This window comes from Rhizobium sp. SVR5-9E (assembly GCF_056755095.1).
Window position 1 is genome coordinate 1 of the sequence record NZ_JBNDHS010000170.1, and the last position, 5,509, is coordinate 5,509.

Sequence of the window (5,509 nt, forward strand, 5' to 3'; positions counted from 1 at the left end):
CTCTTTGAGCGTCGTAGCTTTAGCCGCCGGGCTGGCGGTATCGGCGCCCTCACCGGATTTTTCACGCAGCATCGTCGTGCGCATAGCAGGCGATTGCAGCGCAGCGGCTGAACAGGTTGTAGAACAGACCGGCGGGCAGCTTCTTTCCGTACAGCCATCCGGCAACACGTGCATCATCACCGTTCTCGTGCAGGGCAACGGGCAGCGTCCACGCAAGGTAACCGTAAGGGTTCCGATGTAGGCGGAATTGGCCTATGTAACACCAGTGATACATTCGAGGTGAAGCGGACCGATGCGCATTCTTGTAGTCGAAGACGACGTCAATCTGAACCGGCAACTCACTGACACGCTGAAGGAAGCGGGTTACGTCGTCGATCAGGCATTCGATGGCGAGGAAGGTCATTTCCTCGGCGATACCGAACCTTACGACGCGATCATCCTCGACATCGGTCTGCCGGAGATGGACGGCGTTACCGTGCTCGAGAAGTGGCGCGGTGCCGGCCGCGGCATGCCGGTGCTGATCCTCACCGCCCGCGACCGCTGGAGCGACAAGGTCGCCGGCATCGACGCCGGCGCCGACGATTATGTGACAAAGCCCTTCCACGTCGAGGAAGTGCTGGCGCGCATTCGCGCGCTGATCCGCCGTGCGGCCGGGCATTCCTCCTCGGAGATCATCTGCGGTCCGGTGCGGCTGGACACCAAGACTTCCAAGGCGATAGTCAACGGCGTAACGCTGAAGCTCACCTCGCACGAATACCGTCTGCTTGCTTATCTCATGCATCACATGGGCGAGGTGGTTTCCCGCTCCGAGCTTGTCGAGCATATGTACGACCAGGATTTCGATCGCGATTCCAACACGATCGAGGTGTTCGTCGGCCGGCTGCGCAAGAAGATGGGCGTGGACCTGATCGAAACGGTGCGCGGTCTCGGTTACCGCATCCAACCGCCGAACAATGCGAATTAAATCGCTCACCGCACGCGTCCTGCTTCTGACGACCATCTGGTCGACCGTGGCGCTCGTGGTGATCGGCCTGGTGATTTCGACCCTTTATCGCCGCAGTGCGGAGCGGGGGTTCCAGGATCTGCTGCGAGCGCAGCTTTACAACGTCATCAACTCCGTGACGATCGGCGATCAGGGCGCCTTGAGCGGCAGTCCCCAATTGGGGGACCTGCGTTTCGCCCAGCCGCGGACCGGCTGGTACTGGGTGGTTGAGCCGCTTGGAACCTATACGACAGCGCCGCTGGTTTCGCCTTCGCTGGGGTCGGCAACAATCCCGGTTCCTTCCGTGGTGGAAGCGCCCTTCGACAAGAACTACGAGCGCTATTATCAGGTGACGGACTCGTCCGGCAACCGGGTTCAGGTGGCGGAAACCGAGGTAGTCCTCGATACCGACGGACGCGCGGCGCGTTTTCGTGTGACAGGCAATGTCGATGTCGTGGAGAGCGATGTCAGCACTTTCTCCCACAGTCTCTATCTGGCGCTCGCCGGCTTTGGGGTTGGCAGTCTGATCGTCAATGCACTCGCCATTCTTTACGGCCTGAAGCCGCTCGACAAGGCACGCGCCGCACTCGAGCGCATCCGTGCGGGCGAGAGCGAGCTACTGAAGGGCGATTTCCCGCGGGAGATCCTGCCGCTTGCGAACGAAGTGAATGCGCTGATCGACAGCAACCGGCGCATTGTCGAGCGCGCCCGTATGCAGGTGGGCAATCTGGCGCATTCCCTGAAGACGCCGATTGCGGTTCTGCTCAACGAGGCGAGGGTTCTGGAGCGCTCGCACGGCGACCTGGTCCGCAACCAGGCGGAGGTGATGCAGGGGCAGGTTCAATCCTATCTCAACCGGGCCCGCATCGCCGCACAGCGCGAATCCGTGCTGGCGCGCACCGATGCCGAGCCTGCCCTGGAGCGGCTGGTGCGGGTGATGCGGCGGCTGAACGTTGACAAGGAATTCGAGTTCACCGTAGCGCCGCAGAACCTTGCGGTCGCCATGGAGCAACAGGATCTGGAGGAGACCGTCGGCAACCTCCTGGAAAATGCCTCTCGCTTTGCCACGACCAAGGTGCGGCTCAGCGCGACCGAAGCGGCCGAGGATGTGAAGGGCGCCGAAGGGAGCTCGCGGCGGCATTGGGTGGAGCTTGTCGTCGAGGACGATGGGCCCGGGCTGGAGCCGGATCAGATCCGCGAAGCGCTGAAACGCGGGCGGCGACTGGACGAAAGCAAGCCGGGAACGGGCCTCGGGCTGTCGATCGTCACGGAGATTTCCAATGAGTATCAGGGCCGGCTCGAACTCTCCCGCGGGGAGTGGGGCGGCCTGAAGGCGCGGCTTATTCTGCCCGGCGTCACAAAGGATGTTGCATGAGCAATTGCTTGATGCCACAAAGACATAGGCAGTTGCATAGCATGCTTTGCCTTAATCCCGACAAGGCGCGATGCGCTTCTGGCGGCATTGATTCCAATCTACTGCTGGTTTGACCGAATGATCTTACGCCCGAATACCATGATGGTTTTCTCGCTTGCTATTGCCATGGCGCTGTCCTCGTGCGCGACCTCGAAAAGCGGGGGTTCTGGAGGGTTGTTTTCCCGTAAGCCTTCGGCATCGGCCGCTTTCATCACGGCGCTTCAAGGCGGTATCGCCGGGCGCAGCGGCGTAGAGTTGAGCGACAGCGACAAGCAGCGGGCCGTCGAGGCGGAATACCGTGCGCTCGAAGGCGCTGCCGTCGGCCAGCCGGTCGCATGGAGCGGACGCAATGCAAGCGGCAGGGTCGTCGCCGCCGCGCCCTATCAGGTGGGCTCACAGAACTGTCGCCAATATACGCATACGCTGATCGTCGACGGCAAGGATACCGTTGTGCGCGGCGCGGCGTGCCGCAACGGCGACGGCAGCTGGTCGCCGCTGGGCTGAATTTTGACGGGCTGGCGATGCGGTCGCGCACCGGCGGGTCGCTCTCGCTCGTGAAATGCGGCCAAGCGCGTCAAATCTTCGTCATTCCGGCTTTGGCAGTTGGAATGATGCCGCGCTTCAAGTATTTGGGCCGGTATGATGTTTTGGATTCTCGTGGCCATTATGACGGCGGCAGTGGCCGCCCTTCTGCTTTATCCGCTGTTGCGCGGAGCGAAGGCGGCTGACGACGGGCGTGCCGGCGAGGCCGCCGTCTATCGTGATCAGCTGCGCGAACTCGACCGGGATCTGTCCGGCGGGCTGATTACGGCGGAAGAAGCCGAGTATGCGCGGGCGGAAATCGGCCGTAGGCTGATTGCGGTCTCGGCTATCGAGCCAAAAGAACAGCACAAGGCCGCTGGCCAGCATCGCTTCAGCGAAGCGTTTGTTCTCCTGCTGTTGCCGGTGCTCGGGCTCTCTCTTTACATCGCGATGGGCCGACCGGATCTGCCCTCGCAGCCGCTGGAGGCGCGCTTGGAGAACCCCGGCAACGATATGACGGTCCTCGTTGCGAAAGCCGAACGGCATCTGGCGCAAAACCCGGATGACGGCAAGGGCTGGGACGTGCTGGCGCCGATCTATTTCAATACCATGCGCATCGCCGATGCCGAAAACGCCTATCGCAATGCCATTCGCCTGCTTGGGCCGAGCCCGATTCGTCTCGACGGACTTGCGGAAACCCTGATGGCTGGCGCGAACGGCGTCGTGACCGACGATGCGCGCAAGGTGCTCGAACAGTCGCTGACTCTGGAGCCCAAGAACCCGCGCGCGAAATTCTATGTGGCGCTTAGCATGGAGCAGGCAGGGCGGGCGGCGGATGCGAAAGCAGCCTTCGAGGCTCTGGCGAAGGAATCTCCTGACGACGCGCCGTGGCTGCCGCTCGTCAACGAGCACATCGCCAAGAACGGCGGCGCTCCGGCGGTGGCGGATGACAAGGCGCCGGGCAACCCGACGGAAGACGACGTTGCGGCAGCCCAGGACATGAGCAGCGGCGACCGCCAGCAGATGATCCGCGGCATGATCGAGAGCCTCGATGCTAAGCTTTCCGCAGACCCGAACAATTTCGAAGGGTGGATGCGGCTTGTCCGCTCTTATGCTGTATTGAATGACAAGGATCGCGCGAGCCAGGCACTGAAGCGCGGGCTTGCGGCGTTTCCGGCAGCGAGCGAGCAGGGCAAGCAGTTGATCGCGCTGGCACATGAGCTGGGTATTGCGGCGGAAGGAATGACGGAATGACGCGCAAGCAGAAGCGCCTGGCGGTAATCGGCGGCGGCATGAGCTTCATCATTGCCGCGGTGCTGCTTGTCATGTTCGCATTCAGCCAATCCGTTGCGTATTTTTACATGCCTGCCGATCTTGCCAAGACGCCGGTGGCGCCGGAGACGCGCATCCGCCTCGGCGGGCTTGTCGGCGAGGGCAGCGTCGTGCGTGGCACGGGTTCGACGGTCGAATTCGCCGTGACCGACGGCAGCGGAGATGCAGTGAAGGTGAAATATACCGGCATCCTTCCGGATCTTTTCCGCGAGGGCCAGGGCGTGGTCACTGAAGGCAAGTTCGAAGCCGGCAGCCATGACTTCGTCGCAGACACCGTGCTTGCCAAGCACGATGAGAAATACATGCCCAAGGAAGTCGCCGACAGGCTGAAGTCGCAGGGTCTATGGAAGGAAGGCGAGGGCACGCAATGATCATCGAGATTGGGCATTACGCACTCGTTCTGGCGCTGGCGGCGGCGATCGTTGTTTCGATCGTGCCGGCGATCGGCGCGCGCAGGCTCGACCGGGCGATGATGGATGTCGCGCCGCTCGGTTCCATGGTGCTGTTCGGACTGGTAGCCTTCTCGTTCGGCGTTCTGACCTATGCGCACGTCGTTTCAGACTTCTCCGTCAAGAACGTCTGGGAGAACTCGCATTCGCTGGTGCCGCTGATCTACAAATATTCGGGCGTCTGGGGCAATCACGAAGGCTCGATGATGCTGTGGCTGCTGATCCTCTCGCTGTTCAGCGCGCTGGTCGCGGTCTTCGGGGGCAATCTGCCGGATACCCTCAAGGCCAATGTGCTTTCGGTGCAGGCGTGGATTTCGGTTGCTTTCATCCTCTTCATTCTGCTGACGTCAAACCCGTTCATCCGCCTCGATCCGGCGCCGGCAGAGGGACGCGACCTCAATCCGGTGCTGCAGGATGTTGGCCTCGCGATCCATCCGCCGCTGCTCTATCTGGGGTATGTCGGTTTTTCGATTTGCTTTTCCTTCGCAGTCGCCGCGCTCATGGAGGGCCGCATCGATGCGGCCTGGGCGCGCTGGGTCCGTCCCTGGACGCTTGCCGCCTGGACCTTCCTGACGCTCGGCATCGCGATGGGTTCCTACTGGGCCTATTACGAGCTCGGCTGGGGCGGCTGGTGGTTCTGGGATCCGGTCGAGAACGCCTCCTTCATGCCGTGGCTCGCGGGAACGGCGCTGCTGCATTCGGCGCTGGTGATGGAAAAGCGCGAGGCGCTGAAGATCTGGACCGTGCTGCTGGCGATCCTGACATTCTCGCTCTCGCTGATGGGCACCTTCCTAGTGCGCTCCGGTGTGC

General features: G+C 62.2%; 7 protein-coding genes. All 7 read left to right on the forward strand.

Going from position 1 to position 5,509, the window contains the following annotated elements:
- Window positions 1–4 precede the first annotated feature (4 nt).
- Window positions 5–241 carry a hypothetical protein gene (locus ACPYOJ_RS33625; protein WP_481420115.1) on the forward strand — a complete coding sequence of 79 codons (237 nt, stop codon included), beginning with the start codon at window positions 5–7 and terminating at the stop codon, window positions 239–241.
- A gap of 51 nt (window positions 242–292) precedes the next feature.
- Entirely contained in the window at window positions 293–964 is a 672-nt protein-coding gene (locus ACPYOJ_RS33630) for a response regulator transcription factor (protein WP_168828903.1), read from the forward strand.
- Window positions 954–2,357 (forward strand): ATP-binding protein, encoded by a 1,404-nt coding sequence (locus tag ACPYOJ_RS33635; protein WP_481420111.1) that lies wholly within the window; start codon window positions 954–956, stop codon window positions 2,355–2,357. Before ACPYOJ_RS33630 ends, ACPYOJ_RS33635 begins: the two co-directional genes overlap by 11 nt.
- Window positions 2,358–2,474: 117 nt before the next feature.
- On the forward strand, window positions 2,475–2,900 hold the full coding sequence (locus ACPYOJ_RS33640) for a hypothetical protein (protein ID WP_168828905.1): 426 nt from the start codon (window positions 2,475–2,477) through the stop codon (window positions 2,898–2,900).
- Between the two features lie 135 nt (window positions 2,901–3,035).
- Complete coding sequence (gene ccmI, locus ACPYOJ_RS33645) at window positions 3,036–4,172, forward strand: c-type cytochrome biogenesis protein CcmI (RefSeq protein ID WP_481420112.1); 1,137 nt, start codon at window positions 3,036–3,038, stop codon at window positions 4,170–4,172.
- A complete protein-coding gene (gene ccmE, locus ACPYOJ_RS33650) occupies window positions 4,169–4,621 on the forward strand; it encodes a cytochrome c maturation protein CcmE (protein ID WP_481420113.1) in 453 nt (150 codons plus the stop codon). The genes ccmI and ccmE overlap by 4 nt, the downstream gene beginning before the upstream one ends.
- Window positions 4,618–5,509 (forward strand): heme lyase CcmF/NrfE family subunit (locus ACPYOJ_RS33655; RefSeq protein WP_481420114.1); only part of this gene is annotated, 892 nt, incomplete at its 3' end. The genes ccmE and ACPYOJ_RS33655, both read left to right, overlap by 4 nt.

What these genes read in the sequence shown, in the direction of transcription:
- ACPYOJ_RS33630 (WP_168828903.1), top strand. Translation starts at nt 293, where the DNA reads ATGCGCATTCTTGTAGTCGAAGACGACGTCAATCTGAACCGGCAACTC.
- ACPYOJ_RS33635 (WP_481420111.1), top strand. Translation starts at nt 954, where the DNA reads ATGCGAATTAAATCGCTCACCGCACGCGTCCTGCTTCTGACGACCATC.
- ACPYOJ_RS33640 (WP_168828905.1), top strand. Translation starts at nt 2,475, where the DNA reads ATGATCTTACGCCCGAATACCATGATGGTTTTCTCGCTTGCTATTGCC.
- ccmI (WP_481420112.1), top strand. Translation starts at nt 3,036, where the DNA reads ATGATGTTTTGGATTCTCGTGGCCATTATGACGGCGGCAGTGGCCGCC.
- ccmE (WP_481420113.1), top strand. Translation starts at nt 4,169, where the DNA reads ATGACGCGCAAGCAGAAGCGCCTGGCGGTAATCGGCGGCGGCATGAGC.